The organism is Flavobacterium sp. J27 (assembly GCF_004303025.1).
In the GTDB taxonomy this organism is placed as follows: Bacteria; Bacteroidota; Bacteroidia; order Flavobacteriales; family Flavobacteriaceae; genus Flavobacterium.
Genome location: NZ_PJQW01000002.1, coordinates 291077 through 314360 on the forward strand (window position 1 = coordinate 291077; position 23284 = coordinate 314360).

Genomic DNA, 23284 nt, shown 5'->3' on the forward strand with positions numbered 1-23284 from the left:
AATAATTATCATATTGATAGATTAAAAAATAATTGCTATATGTAATAATATGGTTATTTTTGTGTTTCTTTAACCTTTATAAAAATTGCTATTTTTAAATTAACTCTAGTTAAAGCGCATTAAACATAGATGAAGAAAAAGACCACCATTTACGATATTGCTAAAAAATTAAATATAACTGCAGCAACTGTATCGAGAGCACTTAATAATCAAAATGATGTAAGTGAAGCGACAAAAGAGCTTGTTTTAAAAACTGCTCAGAAAATGAATTATGAACAAAATAAATTAGCACTTGCACTTAAAAGTGGGAAAAGCAATAACGTTGGTGTTATTGTACCTCGTGTAGATAGTAATTTTTTTGGTTCTGTTATTAGAGGAATTGAACAAGAACTCAATCCACATGGCTATCATATCATTATTTGCCAAACCGATGGTAATGAAGTGAAAGAAGTCGATAATATTGAAGCATTATTAAACGCACAAGTAGATGGCATTCTCATTTCTACTTCTAGTAGTAAAAACTCTATATTTGAGCGTATTTTAAAAAAAGATGTTCCTTTAGTATTTTTTGATAGAAAAAAATCATTAAGCAATGTTAGTTCAGTTACAATTAATGATTTTAATGGAGGTTATAAAGCGACACAACACTTAATTGACACAGGTAGAACTAAAATTGCTCATTTTTCGGGTGATACCAATATCGAAATTTTCAAGGATCGGTTTTTAGGTTATAAACAAGCATTGTTAGATAACAATATCGATTACGAACCAAATTATGTAGTTCGTACAGAAAGTAATTTAGAAGATGGGAAAAAAGCGATTAAAAAATTACTTTCTATGAAAAATCCACCTGATGCTTTATTTTCAGCGAGTGATTTTGCTGCTTTAGGTGCAATTCAACAATTAAAAGAAAAAGAGATTAAAATACCAGAAGATTTCTCTGTTATTGGCTTTAGTAATGAACCTTTTACCAAATTTATGGAACTATCTATTAGTACGATAGATCAGTTTCCAAGAGAAATGGGTAAAATGACTGCCAAAGTCTTTTTAGAACAAATAAATAATACAGAAAAAGTAAAAATTGAAAAGAAAGTTATTTTAGAACCTGAGTTAATTATTAGAAAATCAACTAGTAGTAATGCATAAAAAAAAGCCGTTTAATTTGTTAAACGGCTTTAATAATTTATAGTGAAACTCCTCTTTTCCAAGGAATAAAATCATTCTGATTTAAAAGTTTAGCTTTTGTAATTGTTTTTCCACTGGCTACATCAATAATAAAATGGAGCATTTCCTCTCCCATTTCTTCAATAGTCTTTTCTCCTCTAATAATGGCACCAGTATCTATATCTATAATATCGGGCATTTTTTGTGCTAATTCTGAGTTGGATGAAACTTTAATTATAGGTGCAATAGGGTTGCCAGTTGGTGTTCCTAAACCTGTAGTGAACAAAACTAAAGTAGCACCAGAACCCACCATAGCTGTTGTACTTTCTACATCATTTCCTGGTGTATTTAATAAATTTAATCCTGCTGTGGTAACATATTCTCCATAGTCTAAAACATCGCAAACGGGAGAAGTTCCTCCTTTTTTAGCTGCTCCTGCTGATTTCATTGCATCAGTAATTAAACCATCTTTTATATTTCCAGGTGAAGGGTTCATATCAAAACCAGAACCAGCATCTACAACTGATTTTTCAAAAGCTTTCATTAATTTTAGAAATTTTTCTCCTTTTTCCACTTTTACACAACGGTTTACCAGTTCTTGTTCGACACCACATAATTCAGGAAATTCAGATAAGATAGCTGTGCCACCTAAAGCTGCTAATAAATCGGAAACATGACCTAAAGTTGGATTAGCGGAAATACCTGAAAAACCATCAGAACCACCACATTCTAAACCAACTCTTAGTTTAGATAAAGGCGCTGATTTTCTTTCTATTTTATTGGCTTCCTTAATAGCTTCAAATGAATCTTTAATTATAGCTGATAACATTTCATCAACGGTACCCATTTTTTGTTGTTCATAAATAATAATAGGTTTCTTAGAGTTAGGATTAATGATTTGTAACGCTTGTTTAAAAATTTCAATTTGCAAATTTTGACAACCTAAGCTCAATACTGTAGCACCAGCAACATTAGGATTATTTACATAACCTGCTAATAATTTGGCTAATAATTCAGAATCTTGTCTTATGCCTCCACACCCGCCTTGATGTGTAATAAATTTAACATCAATATTTTCAAAAACATTCTCAGTAATCGTTTCTTCGTCAGCAGATGCACCACTATTTACTAAAGAACGCAACAACATCTGATGTTTATTAACTTTATGTTTTAAAAGTTCTTTTTCGAATACTTCTTTTAAAATTTCAATATTTCTATTTTCACAAAAAACCAAAGGAAAAAACAACCAAACGTTTTCTGTTCCTACTTGTCCATCTTCACGATGATATCCTAGAAAGGTTTTATCTTTCCATTTCTCAATATTTGGAGCAATCCAAGAAATGGAACCTGTTTTTCCGAATACTTTTTCACTTTGATGCGTAACATTAATCGTAGTTAAGACTTCACCTTTTTTAATTGGAGTATTGGCTTTACCCACTAAAACACCATACATAATAATTCTATCCCCTTTTTCAAAATCTTGTGACGCAATTTTATGTTTTGCTTTCACTGATTTTGTAATTGTAATTGTAGTACCTTCAAAAGTTACTTTTTCACCCTCATTTAAATCGACAAGGGCAACAATAACATTGTCAGAAGGATGTACTTTAATTAATTGCTTTTGCATGATTACCTTCTTAAGAATTGAATTTCATTTTAAAATTTTGAAAGCCAATTTCAATTCCATTGGTTTCAATTTCGGTTAGAGCTGACAAAACAGCTTCTGCTAATCCTTTTACTTCTAGTAAATTATATTCCCAAAAATCTTCATTTTCTAAAGTAGCATGAACAATTTTAGGTAAGTCATTAGTATCCCAAAGTGTGCTAAAAAAGGATATGATTTCAGCGTTATCATTAATTGGCAAAGCTTTTCCGTTCCAATCGCCCTTATAGAATTGGATTAAACAAGCCAATGAAAAAGTGAGATGTAAAGGTAGTTCTTGATTATTGGTAACATATGTTAATAGACTTGGCAACACTCTTACTTTAAATTTTGAAACCGTATTTAAGGCAATATCTGATAATTTATGGATGATAAATGGATTTCTAAAACGATCCATTACCTCTTCTGCATAATTTGCAATTTCAGTAGGATTCATGTCAAGCGTAGTGTTAATTTCACCGATTACTTCATTAACAAAGTTTCCTGTAAATGTACCGTCTACTGTTTCTCTTACTGTTTCATTTCCATATAAAATAGAGAAAGGTACCATGGCTGTATGGGCTCCATTTAGTATACGAACTTTTAAGGTTCTAAACTCTTGCATATCCTCCACAATTTTCACATTCAAATCGGTTTTATGAAATGGTAACTTTTGTTTTAAAGCTTCATCTCCTTCAATTACCCAAAGAAAGAAAGGTTCTGCTGTAACAATTAAATTATCGGAATAATCTAGTTTATTATTGTATTCTTCTATTTCATTTTTTGGATAACCCGGAACGATTCTGTCAACTAAAGTATTGTGATAAGTACAAGCTTCTAATAACCATGTTTTGAATGCGTTATCCAAATTCCATAAATCACAATACTGCAATAAAATATTCTTTAAAGTAGCTGCATTATAATTTATTAATTCACAAGGTATAATGGTTACTCCTTTGCTAAAATCACCTTTGAAATGTTGAAATCTTTCGTGCAATAAAATGGCTAATTTTGCAGGGAAAGAAGCCGGAGGTTGCATAGTTGATAAATCGCTATCTACAAATTCGATTCCTGCTTCAGTAGTATTTGAAATTATAAATTGCAACTCTTCTTCTTTGGCTAAAGCTATAAAACTCTTAAATTCGGTGTAAGGATTGATCCCTTTTATTACATTTTTAATTAAAGTTATATCTTGAATTTTTTCTCCTTTCTTCACGCCATTCATGAATAAAGTATATAATCCATCTTGATCATTTAGCATATGTACTAAACCACCTGCAAGGGGCTGTACCACTGCAATACCAGCATTAAATTCGAGTTCCGTATTCAATCTTTGAAAAGCATAATCTACAAAGGCTCTTAAAAAATTACCTTCACCAAACTGTACCACTTTGATAGGAAAAGAAATTGGTTCTTGTATGCTTGCTCTATTTAATTTTTGTTTTATTGTATTTTCCATTTCTTTAAAATTTACTTTTTATTTATAAAGTAATTATAGGTTCATTTATAAATCAGTTATCGGACTGTATTTCGGAACCAAAGTTTTCATTACCATCCAACCAATTAGATAACATACTGCACAGATAGAAAAAATAATGAAATATCCAGCTTCGATTCCTTTAAATCCAAGGAATACCATGTTTGTGTTTTCGCTAAAATCAAATAATACTCCTGATCCTTTATTGATTAATGTAGAACCTAATCCACCTGCTAGACCTCCAATTCCAGTTACAGTTGCGATGGCTTTTTTAGGGAACATATCGCCTACAGTTGTAAAAATATTGGCGGACCATGCTTGATGCGCTGCTCCAGCAATACCAATTATAATGACAGGAATCCAATAGGTATAATGTCCTAAAGGTTGTGCTACCAATGCTAATAGTGGAAAAAAAGCAAAAATTAGCATGGCTTTCATTCTTCCTTCGTAAGGATTCATTCCTTTTTTATCTACAAAATAGGTTGGTAACCAACCTCCTACAATTGAAACTAACGTAATCGTGTATAAAATAAATAGTGGAAATGCAGCTTCAGTGGAATCCATTTGATATACTGAACTTAAATATGCTGGCGTCCAAAATAAGAAAAACCACCAAACACCATCGGTCATAAATTTTCCAAAAGCAAATGCCCAAGTTTGTTTGTATTTAAAACATTCTAGTAAAGATGGTTTTTTAGAAGATTCCGGAACATATCCTTCTATTTTACTATCGGAAATGGTATCTTGTTGTATATATGCTAATTCAGCTGCACTAACTCGCCGATGTTTTTCAGGTTTCTCGTAAATAAATATCCAAAATCCCATCCAAACAAATCCTAAAGCCCCAATAATTATAAAAGCCATTTCCCAGCCGTAAGCTTTTGCAATAAACGGAATAGTCGCTGGAGCTAATAAAGCCCCAACAGTTGCTCCAGCATTAAAAATACTAGTAGAAAAAGCCCTGTCTTTTTTAGGAAAATATTCAGCTGTTGTTTTAATGGCAGCAGGAAAATTACCCGCTTCACCTAGAGCAAGAACAAATCGAGAAAAAATGAATAAAGTAACACTTACTGATATTACTAATCCTGTATCATTAATGGTTGCAATACTATCTTTAGCTTCTTGAAAACCAACAAACCAACTTCCTGTAATGTATCCTGAGGTTGCTATACCTGCAAAAGCATGTAAACAAGCTCCTACAGACCAAACACCTATTGCCCATAAAAATCCTTTTTTGGTATCCATAAGATCCACAAAACGACCAGCAAACAACAAGGATATAGCATAAAATATTGAAAATAATGCAGTTATGTTTCCGTAGTCGTTATTTGTCCAATGAAACTCTGGAGCGATGCTATCTTTCCAAGTTAAAGAAAGTACTTGTCTATCCAAGTAATTTATCGTAGTTGCAAAAAATAGAAGTCCACAAATGGTCCATCTAAAATGGGTTGTCTTTTTTGGAGTTATTTCACTCATAATATTTTGTATTTAGCTCTATGTTTTTAATTGATAGTATTATTTTCTTATTTTTTGAATGATTGCCAAAGTATTTTTTACTTGATTGGTAAGTATTGTATAGTCTTGATTATTAATAATTTCATTTGAAATTAATTGAGAACCTATTCCCACACAAGTAACACCAGCTTGAAACCAACTGGTTAAGTTTTCTTCATTTGGAGAAACACCTCCAGTAGGCATAATAGCTGTCCATGGTTGGGGTGCCAAAGCACTTTTAACAAAATTGGGACCGTAGATATCACCTGGAAATAGTTTTACAATTTCACAGCCTAGTTCTTCTGCTTTGGCTATTTCTGTTAAAGATCCACAACCTGGAGACCATAAAACTTTTCTTCGGTTACAAACGATTGCAATATCTTCTCTTAAAACAGGAGTTACAATAAAATTTGCTCCCAATAACATATATAAAGATGCTGCTGCTGCATCCGTTACTGAGCCTACACCTAAAATCATTCCTGGTAATTCTTTTGTAGTATATTGTATTAATTCTGTAAAAACATGATGTGCAAAATCACCTCTTGAAGTAAATTCAAATAAGCGCGCACCACCATCATAGCAAGCTTTTACTACTTTTTTACAAATTTCAATGTCTGCGTTATAGTACAATGGTACTAAGCCCGTTTCTTTCATTTTCTGAAATACTTCAATACGAGTAAATTGAGCCATAACTATTTTATATTTTTTAATAAATTTTCGAAAATGGATAAACAATAGGTTTTAGACACGCTATTCCTTTCTTCTTTTTGAATTTGTATACACGCTACTGGAATATTTTTATTGGGAGCATGTTTATAACGGATAATTTTTTCGTCAAATGCTGAAAAAACGATTGCCGCATCCACACTTCCATCATTTACATCGTACAAATATTCGGTCACTTTATTAATTTCTTCGAAAGATTGAAATAACATAATTCGATATCCGAATTTTGAAGCACTTAATTCTAATTCACAAAGAATATCACTATAAATTGAGTCATTTATTTTAGGTACAATAACCGCTACAATATAAGATTTACAACCTCGAAGCGCTAGAGCATTTTTATTAGGCTTATAATTGATTTTACAAGCATAATCTTGAATTATTTTTTTGGTATCGTGATTGATATCATCTTTATCATTCAAGGCTTTAGAAACCGTTGAAATTGAAAAACCTGTTAAATGTGATATTTTCTTTAATGTAATCATCTTTTTAAATTTAAAGCTATTTAACGAGATACTTTTGCGGAACCATCTCCTTCAATAATATGCTCTATTTCTTCTAAAGTAGCTAAATTATAATCGCCCACAATTGTATGTTTTAAACAGCAAGCTGCAACCGCAAATTCTAATGTTTTTTGATTCTCAAAGGATGGATTCAATAATCCATAAATTAATCCTCCCATAAAGGCATCACCTGTACCTACTCTATCGACAACTGGTGTAACTTCTTTAACTGCTGCTTTATAAATTTTTTCCCCATCATATAAAATACCTCCAATTTTTTGATGAGATGCGTTAATGGAATAACGTAAGGTGGTCGCTGCAATTTTTAAATTTGTACAATGATCAAAAAGCTTTTCATATAAACTAGGTAATGTATTTTCATCTGCATAGTTTGGAGCTACTTTTTCTTTTCCCAACATAAAATAAGCTGTGTCTATATCTCCTAAAATAACATGACAATATTGAAGTAATTCAGGCATAATATCAGCTGGAGTTTTACCATATTTCCATAATTTAGAGCGATAGTTTAAATCACAAGAAATAGTTAGTCCTAATTTATGAGCCGTTTTAATAGCTAACAAACATTCATCAGCGGCATTTTGTGAAATTGCAGGAGTAATACCACTCCAATGAAACCATGTTTTTCCCGTTAGAATTTTTTCCCAATCAAAAGTTCCAGGTTGTATGGTTGCAATTGCACTATTAGCTCTATCATAAACGACATTACTGCCTCTATTTCCCGCTCCTGTTTCTAAAAAATAAATACCTAATCGATCACCACCAAAAAGAACATTTTCAGAAGTAACATTCATTTTACGCATTTCTTTTAAGGCACAATGTCCTATTTCATTGTCTGGAATGCGAGTTACAAATTCTGCCTCAATACCATAATTCGCTAACGAAACAGCAACATTAAATTCACCACCACCATAAGATGCAGCAAAGCTTTTCGATTGGCTGAATCGCAAATGTCTTTCAGTAGACAAACGCAACATAATTTCTCCAAAACTAACTACCTTATTCATTTCTTTTTTTCATTAGTAATAAAATCGTTTCTCATAGGGTGAAAAACATCAATTAAAATTCCTGCTTCTTTACAAATCACACCGTGCATAACATTGGATGGAATAAAAAAAGAATCGCCACCTTGTAATGTTTTCGTTTCATTGGCTATAATAACCTCAAACACACCTTCCGTAATATAAGTCGTTTGTATATGAGGATGCGAATGTATTGTACCAATGCCACCTGTTTCAAATTGAACTTTTAGCATCATCATATTTTCATCAAAACCCATTATTTTTCTTTGTATTTTATCGGTTACATATTCCCAACTGATACTATCATCATTAAAAAATAGTGTTGTACTTGACATGCTTTTAAAAATTAAAATATTCTTTGGCATTATGATAACTAATATCGGCTACCATTTTACCAATCCACTCCATTTCATTTGGCAATTCACCTCTTTGAATTTCATCTCCTAAAAGGTTACATAAAATTCTTCTAAAATATTCATGTCTTGGGAAAGATAAAAAGCTTCTAGAGTCGGTTAACATACCTACAAAACAACTAATTAACCCCATGTTGGATAAGGCATTCAATTGTTTAGTCATTCCATCTTTTTGATCTAAAAACCACCATCCCGATCCAAATTGCACTTTCCCTTTTATACTTCCATCATTAAAATTACCAATCATTGTTGCCATTACTTCATTATCAGATGGATTCAAATTATAAATAATTGTTTTTGTCAATTTATCATTACTATCTAAAGCATTTAAAAAGGCCGATAATTTTTGAGCTTGTGCATAATCCCCAATGGAATCCCAGCCTGTATCTGGCCCTAAAATGCGATGCATGCGTGTGTTATTATTTCGTAAAGCTCCTAAATGAAATTGTTGCACCCAGCCTAATTCATAATAAGATTCTGATAAAAACAATAAAATAGCACTTTGAAATTTTAAAATTTCTTCCTGATTTAAAACACCGTTTTGACGCTTTCTTTTGAAAATAGAATCAATCTCAGTTTCTGTAAAATTTTCAAAATAGATATGCTCTAAGCCGTGATCAGAAAGTTTACAGCCGTTTTCATTAAAATAATGCATTCTTTTTAGAAGCGCTTCACATAAATTAGTGTACGAATTAATTTCTATTCCTGAAACAGTAGCCAAAGTATCTAAGTAATCATTATAACCTTCATTTGATATTAAAATAGCTTTATCAGGTCTAAAGGCAGTACTCACTTTTATTTCAAAATTACTTTTTGCTAATTGTCTATGGTAATTTAAATTATCAATTGGATCTTCTGTAGTACAAACAAACTCTGCATTTACTTTGCGTAATAAATTTTGGGTACTAAAAGCATTAGTTTTTATTTTTTCGGTTGCTTCATCATAGATTTGATTTGCTGTTCTCTCATTTAATAATTGGTAGATGTCAAAATAGCGTGCTAACTCTAAATGTGTCCAATGATACAAAGGATTTCGCATAGTATATGGAACGGTTTTTCCCCATTGTTGAAACTTCTCTCTATCGGTAGCATTACCTGTTATAAATTGTTCATTAATTCCTAATGTACGCATGGCTCTCCACTTATAATGATCACCATTAATCCAAACTTTAGTTATATTTTCAAAAATATGATCTTCAGCAATTAATTGAGGAGATAAATGATTATGATAGTCAATAATAGGTTGGTTTTTAGAGTAGTTATGATATAACTCTTCTGCATATTTATTTTCTAATAGAAAATTATCGTGTATAAATTTAGTATTCATTTTTATAAAATTATTCTTCGTTTGAAGGTTTACCGATAGTTGCTAAAATGCCACCATCTACATATACAATTTGACCATTTACAAAGTCACTAGCTTTTGAAGCTAAAAAAACAATAGTTCCAGCTAAATCTTCAGGATTTCCCCATCGTGCAGCTGGAGTTCTGTTAATAATAAAATCATTAAAGGGATGTCCGTCTACACGAATAGGTTCTGTTTGTGAAGTGGCAAAATAACCTGGTCCAATTCCATTGACTTGGATGTTATATTTTGCCCATTCGGTAGCTAAATTTTGCGTAAGCATTTTTAACCCTCCTTTTGCTGCAGCATAAGCAGAAACCGTATTACGACCTAATTCACTCATCATAGAACAGATATTGATAATTTTTCCTTCTTTTCGTTGAATCATTTGTTTAACGACTAATTGAGACATTATAAAAGGCCCAACTAAATCTACATCAATTACTTTCCTGAAATCGGAAACTGGCATAGTAACCGCTAATTCTCTTTTTATTATTCCAGCATTATTAACTAAAATATGTATGTCGCCTAATTCTTTAGCTATAATAGAAAGGTATTTAGCTGCATCCAACTCATTGGTAACATCAAATAAATAGCCTGATGCAATATATCCTTTGCTTTTATAATGATTTAAAGCTTCTTCCATTTTAGAAGAGGTTGTTCCAGTAATCACTAACTCAGCACCTGCATTAGCTAAACCTTCCGCCATAGCCATACCTAATCCATGAGTACCACCAGTTATTAAGGCTCTTTTTCCAGTTAGATCAAATAATTTCATCTTATTTTAGTTGATTAGGTGCTACAATATCCATATCTCCGTAGTCTAAATTTTCACCTGCCATTCCCCAAATAAAGGAATAGTTAGACGTTCCAGAACCCGAATGTATCGACCACTCTGGAGATAAGACAGCTTGATTATTTTGTAAGAATATGTGTCTTGTATGTTCAGGTTCACCCATAAAGTGAGCTATTGTTTGTCCTTCTTCCAAATCAAAATAAAAATAAGCCTCCATCCTTCTATTGTGCGTATGTGCTGGCATTGTGTTCCAAACATTACCTGTTAATAGCTCTGTTAATCCCATTTGAACTTGACAGGTTTCTACCACGCTGTTTACGATTAGTTTATTTATGATTCTTTTATTAGCATATTTTTCTTCACCTAAATGCACAATTTCAGCATTTTCTTTGGTAACCTTTTTAGTTGGAAAATGTTTATGAGCTGGTGCAGAATTAATGTAAAATAAAGCTGGTTTTTCTTCCATACTAGCAAACAAAACAGAGACTGCTCCAGACCCAATATATAAAGCTTCTTTTTTATTTAATTCATATTCTTTTCCATCCACACTTATTTTTCCTTTTCCTCCAACATTAATAATTCCTACTTCTCTTCTATCCAAAAAATTTTCTGATTTTAAATAAGGAATGGTCTTCAATTGTAGGCTTTTAGTGACTGGCATTATCCCTCCTACAATATACCGATCATACATGGAGTATGTTAATCGAATTTCATCAGGGAGAAATAAATTTTCAATTAAAAAATGTCTTCTTATTTCATCAGTATCATATTTCCTAGCATCTACTGGATGTGCTGCGTATCTAAAATCTGTTGTAATCATTTAATTTTTTTTCGTAATCGATTACGTAAAAGTAATATATTTTTCTTAAAAAAATAATTTTTTGAAAAAATAATCTCATTTTTTAACAGATACTATAAAATATAATCTCATTTTTTATCATTTAAATCAACTGCTACTCTAATTAACTGTAAAGAATTGATTCTATAAAAATATTATATTAGAAATAATAAGTTACATAAAAATGCCTATATTTAATTGTTCAATTGAGACTTAGTTTATGAAAAATGCAATAGCAGAAAGAATACATGATTTTCTAAAGAAATTTCATCCTTTTAAAAGTATTGATGAAGATAATTTATTAGAGATAGCTCAAAATATTTCAGTTTTATATTTAGAAAAAAATGATTATTTATTTAAGGTAAATGATAATACACATGATTTTTTTTATGTGGTTGCTTCTGGTGCTATTGGATTGAGTATTACCTCAGATTCTGATGATGTTTTAATAGATAAATGTGATGAAGGTGATGTTATAGGTTTGCGTCCCTTTTTTGCAAAGGATAACTATTTAATGAATGCTAAAGCTCGTGAAGAGTCTATTGTATACGCCATTCCAATCGATGTTTTCAAACCAATTGTGATTAAAAACACTAAAGTTTTAGAGTTTTTATTGCAAAGTTTTGCGTCAAATACTAGAAATCCATTGGATAAAAATAATAAAGGGAAATTACTTTCAGAAAATGTAATTTATGATGATTCTTCAAATGAAATTCAGTATTATCAGCCTATTCATTACACTAAGAATCCAGTAACTGCTTCTACATTAGATATTGTAAGACACGTAGCACAAACGATGTCTAGTAAAAAAATTGGAAGTATTATTATTCATGAAAACAGATTACCTGTTGGTATCTTAACCGATAAAGATTTACGATCAAAAATAGCAACGGGTCTTTATCCTATTGATACTACGATAGAAAAAATAATGTCATCTCCAGTTATTACTGTGGCTGAAAATATTTCGGTTGTAGAGGCGCAAATGATGATGTTAAAACACAATGTAGGTCATTTATGCGTTACCAAAGATGGAACCAATCTTTCAGAGATTAAAGGAATAATTTCCGAGCATGACATTGTAGTGGCACAGGCAAACAATCCTGGAGTTTTACTAAGGCAAACCCGAAGAGCACAAAATACGACCGATTTAAAAAATATAAGAGACAAAGTAACCGATTTAATTCAGCATTCAATAGATAAAGATATCCCTATTTATCATATTTGTTCGATTGTAGGTGAAATTAACATTGCCATTACTAAAAGAGCTATTGAACAAGCCGTTGAAAAAATAGGTATTTCACCTCCTACTCGTTTTACTTGGTTAAATGTAGGTAGTCAAGGTAGGAAAGAGCAATTATTATTTACAGATCAAGATAACGCTTTGATTTTTGAAGAAGTTAGTGATGAACGTTATGATGAAGTAAAAAATTATTTTTTGAATTTAGCCGATATTGTTACCAAAAAACTAAATAAGATTGGATATGAATTTTGCCCAGCAAATATGATGGCTAGTAATCCAATGTGGTGCAAATCGGTGAGCGAATGGCAAAGTCAGTTTTATAGTTGGATTCATTCACCAGGAGAAAAAGGAATTTTAATGTGTACCATTTTTTTTGATTATGATTTAGTTTATGGAGATGAAAATTTAATGCATGCTATAACCGATACGATTCTAAAAGAAACCCATGACAATCAATTATTTTATGCATATTTAGGAGCTAATGCTTTAGAAAACCCTGCTCCATTAGGCTTTTTTAGACAATTTTTAGTTGAAAATGACGGAGAACATAAAGATACCTTTGACATTAAATCAAGAGCATTGCTTCCACTTGTTGATGCTGCTCGAATTTTAATTTTAAGTGTAGGCATACGAAATATAAATAATACAGCGTTGCGTTTTGCAAAATTAGCGGAAATTGAACCTCAAAATGAGATTGTATATAAATCTTGTGAAGAAGCTTTTTTGGAGTTATTAAAGTTTAGAACTGAAGAAGGTTTAGCACATGCTTCTGATGGTAGGTATTTGAATTTAAAAGAATTAACAAAATTAGATAAAGTAAAACTTAAAAATGATTTTCAACCTATTAATGATGTACAAGAAATAATCAAAAACCGTTTTAAATTAACTTATTTTACCTAATATGAAATGGCCATTTTCCACTATTATTAAAAACTACCCTGAGTATTGGAAAGAATATCTTACTCATTTTGAAGTAAAAAGCAATGAAAAAAGATATGTTGTTTTTGATTGTGAAACGACAGGATTGGATACTAATATGGATAGAATGCTGTCTATTGGTGCCATTGCAATTGTAAATAATCAAATAGTTATTAATGATTATTATGAATGCTTTATTGCTCAATCTATTTTTAATGCTGAAAGTGTTCCCATTCATGGTATTTTAAAAGAAGGGAAAGAAGAAAAAATTACTGAAGAAGAAGCAATCGTTTCTTTTTTAGATTTTATAAAGAACGCCACATTAGTAGGTCATCATATTGCATTTGATATTGATATGATTAATGAAGCTTTAACAAGATTAAACGCTGGTAGATTAAAAAATCAGTATATGGATACAGATATTATGTATCAAAGATTAAAATATTTACCTGAAGAACAGCATACTTCTTTGGATGAACTCTGTCATATTTATAACATCAGGAAAACTGCTAGACACACTTCCTCAGGAGATGCTTATATTACAGCATTACTTTTTTTAAAATTAAAACGAAAATTAGACATTTAATTACATAATTAACCGCACACCACCTAATTCTTCAATTTTATAAGGAAATTTATCACTTGGTGAAGCTATAAACATAAAATTTACTGGAATTTTCCATTTTTTGGACAATTCGTTAATTAATCTTGGCCCAAATTCCCCTTCAATTTCAATAAAATCGATTTTAATTTCTGGATATTCTCTATCTAAAAATGCAATGTCATTTTTTAAACGTTCTGAAGCTGTTTCATTTGGTTTTACCACAGTTACAATCTTAATTCTTTTGGTTTGTTCATTTTCTTTAATATATAACATCACAATATTCAGATGTTCTAAATCGTCATTTTTGGTAAAGAAAACAAATTCTTGTATAATAATACTATTAATTAGATTAATAATACTGTTGTTAAAATATTTAAAAACACTTAAAATAGCTTTTAAAATAATAATTCTTCGAAGCATAAAAATGATAAAACCAATGGTAACTAAGAAATAAGGAAGAAACACCTGAATATTACTTGGCAGATTGTCTTTTGGTTTCATCAAAATATTACCTGCTAGCGCTATTAATACTGCAGAAATTGCAATTAAAACAGCAATCCAACTTGCTTTTTCTGGTCTAGGTAATTTTGCTCGTTTAAGTTTCATTAAAACATTTCCAAAACCAAATAATGCCATTACCGAAAGAAATGAAATGGTATATACACCTGCTAATAATTTTACATTTCCATTAGTAATTAATAATACAGAAACACTTAAAATAAAAAACAATACGATGATTCGATACGAACTACCTCTTTTATTCTTTTTAAGTAACGCATTTGGTAAAATTCGATCGAGTGTCATGCGTTCTAATAAGCCAGAAACACCAACATAACTAGTTAAAACGGCTCCACTTAATACCAAAACAGCATCAATTGCAATTAGAGTACCAATCCATTTTCCTCCAACAAATAGCCCCATTTCAATTAATAATGTATTCTGAAATGCATCACTTTGCAACATATTCATAGAAAAAATGCTCAAGGCAAAAAATGCCATTAATGGATTAATGATACTTACCACAATCCACATATTACGCAACGTTTTAGGGAAAATGCCTTTCTTTTGTTCTTCGACAAAATTAGCCGAACTTTCAAAGCCAGATACACCTAACATAGAGGCTGAAAAGCCAAAAAAAACGGCCATTACAATACTGCCTTGTGTGGGTAAGTTCCAATTTTCTACAAATTGGTGAAACCCATTAAAAATAAAATAATTAATAATAAAAAAAGTTAAAATAACTAAGGAGGTTAAATGAAAAATAAAAATTCCGATAGCTACTTTTGAAGATTCTGAAATACCACCAATTACTAAGGCTGCAAAAATGGCTAATAAAACAATTGTAGCTAAAAGAACAGGCATTTGTGGTACTAAATGGTGTAAATAATGCATGGCTTCATTAGCAGAAATAACAGCTGTAGCCATATAAGACAATAAGGTAAGTGTCGCTGCAACAGAAGCTAATTGTTTACTGGTTGTATTTAATAGTGCATTGTAAGCACCTCCATTTAATGGTAAAGCACCCACAACTTCACCATATATTTTTCGAAATAAAAATAATACAAATGCCACAATTAAAAGGGTAATCCAAGCATACTGACCGGCATAGAATATAGATAGTGCGCAAACATAAAGAACAGATGAACTAATATCATTTCCACAAATCGCAGTTGAAGCTAACTCTCCTAATTTTTTTATTTTAGATGGTGACATTTTAGTTTTTCGTATTATTTTAATAAATAAAGTGGTCAAAAATAATAGGAGAAAGTTACTAAAAATTAAACGAAAACCACCTTTTTTACTATTATCTTTTGTACAAATTATAGTATTAATTTATTTTAATATTCTTTTTTGAAAGTGATACCCTAAAATAGAATAGCCTTGATTGAAATAGAATTTATGAGATCTAGAATTTTGTACATAGGTATTTAATTCTATGGTATTACATTGGTTTTCAATAGCCCATTTTTCAATAAATTCCACTAAAACCGCTCCATATCCTTTTGAATGATAGGATTTATCCAATATAACATTGTCTATTTCAATTTGTTTTCCGCAATAAATACGAACCATTACCCATGCGCAAGTTATTCCAATTAATTTATTATCTAGATATAAACCAAAACAAATGTAATTTGGAAACTGAAACATTTGTTCTTGTCGTTCTTTAATAGTAGTCCATTCTAAATCAGGATTGAGTTGATGCAATAAAATACTTACTTCATCCGATAAAGTATCTTTTACTATTTTTGCTACAATTGATTCTTTCATAAAAGTTAGATTATTACTTCGTTTTTTATTTCTGCAATAATTGATTTTAACATAGATGGTACAATTTTCTTATGGAAAATTTTTACAGGTAAAAAATAGAGTCTTCCAAAATTATTATGATAAATAACGGTTGTTGTAATATAGATTTCTTTTGAAAAAGCATCGTTCTCTAAAGATTTTAAAAGCAAGGAAACTCTGAAGTTTAAATGTTTGTCATCTTCCCCAATTAGGATTTCATTTTGATTGGATTCAAAGACTTTAAAAAGTCCAATTTGTTCATTGGGTACTCCTTTTAAAGAAGCTATTAATTGTTCTTTATCAGTAACATTTGTACTTATTTTTAATCCAAAAAGAGCAACTATTTTATTTCGTAATGCAAACAAATTAGAAATCCATTTTGGGCCTGAACTAAAAAAAGCTTTTAAAAGATCTAAAGGTGTTATTTTATTTTGTTTATCTACAATAGTTCCTCGAAAACTATCTACATAATCGTAATCTTTATTTTTTTGAAACAATAACGATTCTTTCGGATACGCTACCTCTTCTATTTTCATTGGATTAAAGTTATTAACTAATAAACAGAATAAAAGGTTGCTTAAAATGAAACAACCTTTTACTTTATATTTAGGAATGTAGTTTATATTTTTCCATTCTTAATTTCTTCTACTATTTCGGGGTTTAGTAACGTAGTTATATCTCCAAAATTACCATCTTCGCCTTCTGCAATTTTACGTAAAATTCTGCGCATAATTTTTCCTGAACGGGTTTTTGGTAAACCACTTACAAATTGTATTTTATCTAATTTAGAAATTGGACCTATTTTATCTGCAATCAAGTTATTAATCTCATTTCTAAGATTGTCTTGGTTTCTGCTTTCTCCGGATTCTTTTAAGATTACAAAACCATATAAAGCATTCCCTTTAATATCATGTGGGAAACCTACAATTGCACTTTCAGCAACAGCTTGATGTTCATTAATAGTGTCTTCTATAGGTGCTGTTCCTAAATTATGTCCGGAAACAATAATCACATCGTCTACCCTACCAGTAATTCGATAGTACCCTACTTCATCTCGCAATGCGCCATCACCTGTAAAATACTTCCCTGGGTAAGCTGAGAAATAAGTTTGTTTATAACGCTCGTGATCGCCCCAAATTGTTCTTGCCATCGATGGCCAAGGGAATTTGATACACAAACTTCCGGTAACCTGATTGCCTTCAATTTCATTGCGCAATTCATCCATTAAAACAGGTTGGATTCCGGGTAATGGTAAGGAAGCATAGGTAGGTTTTGTAGGCGTTACAAATGGTATTGGAGAAATCATGATACCACCTGTTTCTGTTTGCCACCATGTGTCAACAAGAGGGCATCTTTTTCCTCCTACGTGATCATTATACCAATGCCAAGCTTCTTCATTGATAGGTTCTCCTACTGATCCAATTACTTTTAAGCTACTTAATGGAAATCCTTTTACATAATCTACACTTTCTTTTGCTAATGCTCTAATGGCTGTTGGTGCTGTGTAAAACTGTGTGACTTTATGTTTTTCAATAACTTGCCAAAAACGACTAAAATCAGGATATGAAGGTACCCCTTCAAACATAACTGTAGTTGCCCCATTTAATAAAGGACCATATACAATATAAGAATGACCAGTAATCCAACCGATATCTGCGGTACACCAATACACATCATTTTCTTCATAATTGAATACATTTTTAAATGTGTAAGCCGTGTAAACCATATAACCAGCAGTAGTATGAACCATTCCTTTTGGTTTACCTGTAGAACCAGAAGTATATAAAATAAATAATGGGTCTTCTGCATCCATAATTTCAGCTACATGATTATCTAATGCTTCGTCTAAAAGAGGTTGCAACCACAAGTCCTTTCCTTCTTTCATCGCTACATTTTCATTTGTTCTTTTTGCTACTAAGACTTTTTCAACACTCGGACAATCTTTTAAGGCTTCATCTACAATGGTTTTTAAGTTAATGGTCTTATTTCCTCTAAAACCACCATCTGAGGTTATCACCATTTTACATTGGCTATCATTTACCCTACTTGATAATGCGCTTGAAGAAAAACCTGCAAAAACAACTGAATGTATGGCTCCAATTCTAGCACATGCTAAAACTGATACGGCTAATTCAGGAATCATAGGTAGATAAATACAAACACGATCTCCTTTTTTTATCCCTTGTGCTTTTAAAACATTAGCCATTTTGGCTACTCTAACGTACAAATCATTATACGTAATGTGTTGTGCCTCTTCATCAGGGTTATTGGGTTCAAAAATAATTGCTGTTTTATCTCCTCTTTTATTCAAGTGACGGTCAATACAGTTTTTAGCTATATTAACTTTTGCATTTGTAAACCATTTAAATTGAGCCTCTTCAATATCAAATTCGAAAACTTTATCCCATCTTTGGTACCAACTGAAATTTTCATCAGCAATTTTGTCCCAAAACTTTCTTGGTTCACGAACCGATTTCTTATACATTTTAAAATAATTCTCTAAGTCATTTATTTTATAATAGCTCATTTGTTGTTATTTTTTTATTGTTACGTAAATATAGTAATTCTATTAAGAAGATGTAAAGATAATATTGCTAAATTAGTATAGTTGTAATTAATATTATTATTCTATTAATTCTTTTACCTTATCTACTAGTTTTTTTAAAGAAAAAGGTTTTGTCATGTAGGCACTAGCTCCTAGATCTAATCCTTTTTGTATATCAGTCTCTTTATTTTTTGCTGATAGAAAAATGACTTTACAATGTTCTAAATCGGGATTCATTTTAATTTGTTCTAAGGTAGCATAGCCATCTACATTAGGCATCATAACATCTAAGATGATAGCATCTGGAATATGGTTTTTTAAAATATCTAATGCTTCTTGACCATCACGAGCAATATATACTTCAAAATTATTTTTTTTAAAAGTATATTCTAATGACATAATAATATTCGGTTCGTCGTCTACTAATAGTATTTTTTTCATGCTATTTTAGCCGTTATTAAGTGGTTATTTTAAAAGTGTAAAAGTAAAACATGCTCCAGTATTATCATTGTTTTTTACCCAAATTTTTCCTTGATGTAATTCTACAATTTGTTTACAAATTGCTAAACCTAATCCGCTACCAAGAGGCTTTTTTATGTTTTGATTTTCAGATTGATAGAATTTGTCAAAAATCATTTCAGCTTCTTTTGCTTCAATACCTTTACCGTTATCAATTACATTTATTTCATAAAAATGTTCTCTTTCTTCAAGTTGAATTTTAATTTCTCCTCCTTCATCGGGACAAAATTTTATGGCATTAGAGATTAAATTGGTTAAAACTTGAATCATTCGATCTTCATCATAAATGATTAAGAATAAATTTTTATTTTCAATAAGGATACTAATATTTTTATTCTTTATCAACTGTTGTAACGGTTCTATCGTTTCTGTTACTGTTTTCCAAAAATCATTTAGTTTTAAATTTAATTTTTGTTTACCCGTTTCTAATTTTTCTAAATCAAGTATTTTATCAATTAAACGATTTAATCGATCCGATTCTGAAATAATATTAGTTAAAAATTGTTTTCGTATATCTTCAGGAATGTCATCATCATCAATTAATATTTCGCTTGCAGCTCTTATGGCGGTAATAGGTGTGCGTAATTCGTGTGTAACAGTGTCTAAAAAATCGTCTTTTTGTTTGTCTTTTATTACTAAGTTTTCATTTGCCTGTTGCAGTTGATTTGTAATTTTTTTCAGCTCAGTAGAAGTTTCTATTAGTTTTTTATTAATTTGAATATTTTCATTTGATTCTTCTAAAATTTTTAAAACTTCGGGCAGTGTAATTTTTTCTTCTTTCACTACACTTGAAATTAATATTTTAGCTGAAGCAGTGCCAATATGCCCTGTTAAAAGATTCTCCGCAAATTTTACTAAACGTGCATCAGCCATTTCTTGATTCTTATCTACATTGTATTTTGTATTAAAAATAGTCATGGCTCTTTGTGTACGCTCTTCTCCTAAAAATTTTAATAATACTTTTTCAATATCCCGAGTATACGCAGTTCCTCTCCATACAAATGCATTTTCATGATTAGTACTGTATTTATCAATATCGATATACATTTCTGCATAGTTTCTTTCTCTATAATTTCCTTTAAAACTTACTGAAACAGCAAAATAGGCCATTGTATTAAATAAAATACTCCAAAAAAAGGCATGAGCAATGGGAGATAAATAGTCTAATCCAAACAACGCTAAGGGTTTTAATAAATCGATATTGAATAAACCAGAAGCTATAAATGTGTTTGTTGTATTGGTTAAGCCATAAGCATACGGAATTAAAAGTGTGTATAAACAAACCAAAAAACCGATAATAATTCCGCTTTTTGCTCCTAAACTTGAACCCCTTCTCCAAAATAAAGCACCAAAAAAGGAAGGAGCTAATTGGCCAATAATTACAAAGGAAACGAGTCCGATAGACCCCAAACTATAATCTAAAGCAAAAAAGCGATAAATTAAATAAGCAATAATGATTAACAAAAAAATACCTACTTTACGGATGTTTACAATTTTTTTATTATTAATTTCCTGAGCTTCATTTTTTAAACGTCCTAAAAAAGTATATGGAATTAAAAGATTATTACTGAGCATTGTTGATAAACTAATGCTAGAAACAATAATCATGGATATAGCAGCTGAAAAACCTCCTAGAAAAACAAGTATGGTTAAGAAAGTATTGTTATAATATTGAGGAATTAATAATGAAAAAGTGTCAGCATTTTTTTCTTCTCCCAAAAAAAGTACATTTCCACCCCAAGCAATAGGAAAAACAAAAATATTAAAAATACACAAATATAGAGGAAACACCCATAAAGCGGTTTTAATATGTCTTTCTCTATTATTTTCAACTACAGAAACATGAAACTGTCTAGGCAATAAAAAAATCGCAAACAATGATAGCATACACAAAAAGAACCAATTCATTCCGTTTTCTATGCTTCCAATAGTATTCTTTTCATGAAAATATTCTAAAATGGATGCTTTTTGGTAAATATCTTCGTACCCATCATAAATGATATAGGTTACATACAAGCCAATAAGTACGAAAAAAATTAATTTTAAAATACTTTCCATAGCAACTGCTGTTATAATTCCTTTCCTTTTCTCGGAGGCATCTACATATTTAGTTCCGTAATAAGAAGCAAATAATGCTAAAGCTACTGCTACATAAGTCGTAGTATCTAATATTATTAAAGAATTTTCTGGAGTTTTAGTTACAACATGGAATGTTTCTGAAATGGCTTTCAATTGTAAAGCGATATAAGGTAAAATTGCAGCTAAACAAATCAAGGTAACCAAAGCGCCTAAAAAACGACTGTTACCGTATCGCAGCGAAATAAAATCAGCAATACTAGACACATTATTTAACCTAGAAATACGAATAATTTTTCTTAGAATAATAATCCATGCAGGAATGATTATTATGGGACCAATATAAATAGTTAAATAATTTAATCCCGAATTTGCTGCTACACCAATACTACCATAGTAAGTCCAAGCAGTACAATATACAGCCAATGAAAGCGAATATACATAAGGATTATTTGCCCATTTCAAATTTTCTTTCTTTTCCGCCCAATGTGCAATAAAAAAAAGAAAGGTAAGATATAATAACAGAATTAAGATTAAAACAACACTATTCATAATATCTATTCACTATAATGAGAGAAACAATAACTGAAAAAGTCCAAATGGAAAAAATATAGATATAAAATATGGGAATTCCCAAAAAAGGTTCACTGCTATCAAATAATAGCAATAAGGGAATATTAAAACTTAAAAAAAGAAAAACAGTTAATACAACTAGTTTTTGCTGGTGTCTTTTTTTCATTTCATTCTTTTATCTGTTTAAAAATACAATTTTATCTTTTAAACTGAAAAAAAACGCTGTAAACTCTTACAGCGTTTTTTTAATAAAATATTTTATTTTTTTAATGATTTACTGCCTCACCTGCACCTGATGGAATTCGAATGTGTTCTACAATTTCTTGCACATCATGTGGTGGTTCTTTGGTAAAACTATTTACTACAAAAGCAACTATAAAGTTTACTATCATAGCTATAGTACCAAAACCTTCTGGAGAGATTCCAAACCACCAGCTTTCTTTCAATCCAGCTACGGCATCTTTACCTCCGTCGAATAAACCAAATTTAAATTTAAGCATGTAGAATAGCATTAATAATAAACCGACAATCATTCCTGCAATTGCGCCTTCCTTATTCATTTTTTTGTGGAAAATACCTAAAATAATTGCTGGGAAAAATGACGCGGCTGCCAAACCAAATGCCAATGCTACTACAGCCGCCACAAATCCTGGTGGATTAATTCCAAAATATCCTGCAATGACTACAGCTACTGTTGCTGCACCACGTGCTGCCCACAATTCTCCTTTTTCAGAAATATTTGGATTTACCATTTTTTTAATTAAATCGTGGGAAACAGAAGACGAAATAACTAACAAAAGTCCGGCAGCTGTAGATAAAGCAGCAGCTAAAGCACCAGCAGCTACTAAAGCAATAACCCAATTTGGTAATTGTGCAATTTCTGGATTTGCTAAAACCATTATGTCATTATCGATAGTTAGCTCACTTCCTTTTAACCCTTTTGCCTCTTGAGCGGCTAAAAAGGCTTCATCTTTAGATTTATCATTATAATATTGGATTTTACCATCACCATTTTTATCTTCATATTTTAATAAGCCTGTTTTTTCCCAATTGGTAAACCATTTCGGCATATCTGCATAATT

The 23284-nt window shown here is 30.8% G+C and carries 20 protein-coding genes; 3 read left to right on the plus strand and 17 right to left on the minus strand.

The genetic code is table 11. The features are described from left to right. The first annotated feature begins 129 nt into the window (after positions 1-129). A complete protein-coding gene (locus CX675_RS03360) occupies positions 130-1146 on the plus strand; it encodes a LacI family DNA-binding transcriptional regulator (protein ID WP_130733802.1) in 1017 nt (338 codons plus the stop codon). 37 nt (positions 1147-1183) lie between these two features. On the opposite strand, the gene CX675_RS03365 is transcribed toward CX675_RS03360, so the two are convergent. Genes CX675_RS03365 through kduI form a run of 10 tightly spaced genes read right to left on the minus strand, consistent with a single transcriptional unit; the run spans position 1184 to position 11420 of the window. After that, positions 1184-2791 (minus strand): UxaA family hydrolase, encoded by a 1608-nt coding sequence (locus CX675_RS03365; protein ID WP_130733803.1) that lies wholly within the window; start codon positions 2789-2791, stop codon positions 1184-1186. A 10-nt stretch (positions 2792-2801) separates the two neighbouring features. Continuing rightward, on the minus strand, positions 2802-4265 hold the full coding sequence (locus tag CX675_RS03370; RefSeq protein ID WP_130733804.1) for a tagaturonate reductase: 1464 nt from the start codon (positions 4263-4265) through the stop codon (positions 2802-2804). Between the two features lie 45 nt (positions 4266-4310). Next, on the minus strand, positions 4311-5759 hold the full coding sequence (locus CX675_RS03375; RefSeq protein WP_130733805.1) for an MFS transporter: 1449 nt from the start codon (positions 5757-5759) through the stop codon (positions 4311-4313). Positions 5760-5798: 39 nt separating this feature from the next. Then, the gene (locus tag CX675_RS03380) at positions 5799-6467 is read right to left on the minus strand and encodes a bifunctional 4-hydroxy-2-oxoglutarate aldolase/2-dehydro-3-deoxy-phosphogluconate aldolase (RefSeq protein WP_130733806.1); all 669 of its coding nucleotides are present in this window, start codon (positions 6465-6467) and stop codon (positions 5799-5801) included. Between the two features lie 2 nt (positions 6468-6469). Further along, a complete protein-coding gene (locus tag CX675_RS03385; RefSeq protein WP_130733807.1) occupies positions 6470-6988 on the minus strand; it encodes a LacI family DNA-binding transcriptional regulator in 519 nt (172 codons plus the stop codon). A gap of 20 nt (positions 6989-7008) precedes the next feature. Next, on the minus strand, positions 7009-8031 hold the full coding sequence (locus tag CX675_RS03390; RefSeq protein WP_130733808.1) for a sugar kinase: 1023 nt from the start codon (positions 8029-8031) through the stop codon (positions 7009-7011). Continuing rightward, positions 8028-8381 carry a cupin domain-containing protein gene (locus CX675_RS03395; RefSeq protein WP_130733809.1) on the minus strand — a complete coding sequence of 118 codons (354 nt, stop codon included), beginning with the start codon at positions 8379-8381 and terminating at the stop codon, positions 8028-8030. The genes CX675_RS03390 and CX675_RS03395 overlap by 4 nt, the downstream gene beginning before the upstream one ends. Positions 8382-8385: 4 nt before the next feature. Then, positions 8386-9786: a glucuronate isomerase gene (gene uxaC, locus CX675_RS03400; RefSeq protein ID WP_130733810.1), complete on the minus strand. Its 1401-nt coding sequence runs from the start codon at positions 9784-9786 to the stop codon at positions 8386-8388. A gap of 10 nt (positions 9787-9796) precedes the next feature. After that, complete coding sequence (locus tag CX675_RS03405) at positions 9797-10582, minus strand: gluconate 5-dehydrogenase (RefSeq protein WP_130733811.1); 786 nt, start codon at positions 10580-10582, stop codon at positions 9797-9799. 1 nt (position 10583) lies between these two features. Then, positions 10584-11420, minus strand: a complete 837-nt coding sequence (kduI, locus tag CX675_RS03410; RefSeq protein ID WP_130733812.1) for a 5-dehydro-4-deoxy-D-glucuronate isomerase — start codon at positions 11418-11420, stop codon at positions 10584-10586. A gap of 238 nt (positions 11421-11658) precedes the next feature. Here kduI and CX675_RS03415 point away from each other — a divergent pair, with 238 nt between their 5' ends. Further along, positions 11659-13578, plus strand: coding sequence for a DUF294 nucleotidyltransferase-like domain-containing protein (locus CX675_RS03415; protein WP_130733813.1), 1920 nt, complete (start codon positions 11659-11661; stop codon positions 13576-13578). A 1-nt stretch (position 13579) separates the two neighbouring features. Beyond that, a complete protein-coding gene (locus CX675_RS03420; protein WP_130733814.1) occupies positions 13580-14182 on the plus strand; it encodes a PolC-type DNA polymerase III in 603 nt (200 codons plus the stop codon). Here CX675_RS03420 and CX675_RS03425 read toward each other — a convergent pair whose 3' ends face one another. The 7 genes from CX675_RS03425 to CX675_RS20090 all read right to left on the minus strand — a co-directional run. Then, entirely contained in the window at positions 14183-15913 is a 1731-nt protein-coding gene (locus tag CX675_RS03425) for an APC family permease (protein ID WP_130733815.1), read from the minus strand. Between the two features lie 120 nt (positions 15914-16033). Then, entirely contained in the window at positions 16034-16471 is a 438-nt protein-coding gene (locus CX675_RS03430) for a GNAT family N-acetyltransferase (RefSeq protein WP_130733816.1), read from the minus strand. A 5-nt stretch (positions 16472-16476) separates the two neighbouring features. After that, positions 16477-17025, minus strand: a complete 549-nt coding sequence (locus CX675_RS03435) for a DUF2867 domain-containing protein (protein WP_130733817.1) — start codon at positions 17023-17025, stop codon at positions 16477-16479. A gap of 83 nt (positions 17026-17108) precedes the next feature. Further along, positions 17109-19016 (minus strand): acetate--CoA ligase, encoded by a 1908-nt coding sequence (gene acs, locus CX675_RS03440; protein WP_130733818.1) that lies wholly within the window; start codon positions 19014-19016, stop codon positions 17109-17111. 96 nt (positions 19017-19112) lie between these two features. After that, on the minus strand, positions 19113-19475 hold the full coding sequence (locus CX675_RS03445; protein ID WP_130733819.1) for a response regulator transcription factor: 363 nt from the start codon (positions 19473-19475) through the stop codon (positions 19113-19115). 24 nt (positions 19476-19499) lie between these two features. After that, positions 19500-22181 carry an ATP-binding protein gene (locus CX675_RS03450; protein WP_130733820.1) on the minus strand — a complete coding sequence of 894 codons (2682 nt, stop codon included), beginning with the start codon at positions 22179-22181 and terminating at the stop codon, positions 19500-19502. Between the two features lie 287 nt (positions 22182-22468). Then, the coding region (locus CX675_RS20090) for a VC_2705 family sodium/solute symporter (protein ID WP_240723582.1) at positions 22469-23284 on the minus strand (816 nt) is incomplete at its 5' end.